Below are 1,554 nucleotides of genomic sequence, written 5' to 3' on the forward strand. Positions count from 1 at the left end.
TGCCGGCCGCCGGGCCGCGGCGGTTCAGACGACCGCGGCCAGGCGGGCGAAGACGACGACATTCCCGTCGTAGCCGTTCTGCTTCGAGAAGCCGCCTCCGCAGGTGATGACCCGGAGTTCCGGTGTTCCCTTCGAGCCGTACACGCGGTCGCCGGGGAAATTGTTCTTCTCGAAGACCTCGACACCGTAGATCTCGAACACCGCGGTCTTTCCGTCCTGGCGCAGGACTTCGACCTGGTTTCCCTTCTTCAGCGCCCCGAGTCCGTAGAACACGGCGGGGCCCTGTTTGTTGTCGACATGGCCGACGACGACCGCGGTGCCCTTTTCCCCCGGGGAGACCGCGCCGGTGAACCAGCCGGCCAGGTTGGGGTTGTCCGGTGGCGGCGCCGCGACCCAGCCGTCCGCGTCAAGACCGACCTGCACGACGGGCGCGTCCACCCGGATCGCCGGGATCCGCACCCGCTGCGCCGGGGAGAACGGCAGGGCGGCGGGCGCGGGTGCGAAGGTGCCCGGGGTGGCGCGGGTGTCCGGGGCCGCGGCGGAGGCGGGCTGCGGCGGGCCGACGTCGAACTCCCCGGAGCCGTTGCGGATGAGCGCCAGGCCGGTCAGCAGAACAAGCGCTATGACGCCCCACGGGGCGCGCTTCCTCCGCCGCTCCTCCTCTTCGGCAAGTTCGGCCAGCTTGGACGCAGACATTCGACATCCCCTCTCGACGCGGTCGTCACCACGTCTTTCGCGCATGGGAAAACGCTAAGTCCCGCGCGGGCGGCGGGCGACGGGGCGATCGGCGAACGGGTGGCCGGCGGCCCGTTCGGTGCGCCATCCGAGTTGCCGTTCCCAGGAATTTTCTGACGGTCCGTGACCTGCGGCAATATCCGATTGTGTGGTTTTCCGTCGGCGTGTCGGATCACCAGGACGGACCATTCTCGACATGCGGGCGTGTTCCGCACGTCCGAGGGTCTATCCGGGAGGTGCTTTCTCGCCGATCCACCGGGGACGGGACCCGGTGACCTCCCGCGGAGGATCACATGCGCAACCAACGTGCCCTGGCGGCGGCGTGCACCACAGTCGCCGTGCTCGGGCTCGCCGCCCCCGTGGCCGTCGCGGACGGCATGGGCAACGGGGGCGGCCCGAGCAGCACCGACAGCAACACCGCCGTCATCGTCCCCGGTACCGGCAACATCGGCACCTTCAGCGGGAGCGGCGTCTTCCCCGGGAACGGCACCATCAACGGGAACGGCCACTTCAACGGGGGCGGGAACGGGAACGGGAATTTCAACGGGGGCGGCAACGGGAACTTCAACGGGGGCGGGAACGGAAACGGCAACGGCCGTGGCGGCGAAGGCGTCGACAACGGCCGCGGGGGCAACGGGAACGGGAACGGCCGCGGGGGCGAGGGCAACGGGAACGGCCGCGGGGGTGAAGGCCACGGCAACGGCCGTGGCGGTGAGGGCAACGGGAACGGGCGCGGAGGTGAGGGCTTCGGGAACGGCCGCGGGGGTGAGGGCGGCGACCGGGGCGGCGACTTCGGCCGCGGGGGCGAGGGCGGAGGCG

The 1,554-nt window shown here is 71.0% G+C and carries 1 protein-coding gene and 1 pseudogene; one reads left to right on the forward strand and one right to left on the reverse strand.

Annotation, left to right across the window (positions count from 1 at the left end; genetic code table 11):
• Positions 1–24 precede the first annotated feature (24 nt).
• The gene (locus tag CCN44_RS42065; protein ID WP_059246656.1) at positions 25–696 is read right to left on the reverse strand and encodes a class F sortase; all 672 of its coding nucleotides are present in this window, start codon (positions 694–696) and stop codon (positions 25–27) included.
• 332 nt (positions 697–1,028) lie between these two features.
• Here CCN44_RS42065 and CCN44_RS42070 point away from each other — a divergent pair.
• Positions 1,029–1,554, forward strand: a pseudogene (locus tag CCN44_RS42070) (hypothetical protein); the annotation flags it as partial.

The sequence above is a fragment of the Streptomyces tricolor genome, from assembly GCF_002155905.1.
In the GTDB taxonomy this organism is placed as follows: domain Bacteria; phylum Actinomycetota; class Actinomycetes; order Streptomycetales; family Streptomycetaceae; genus Streptomyces; species Streptomyces tricolor.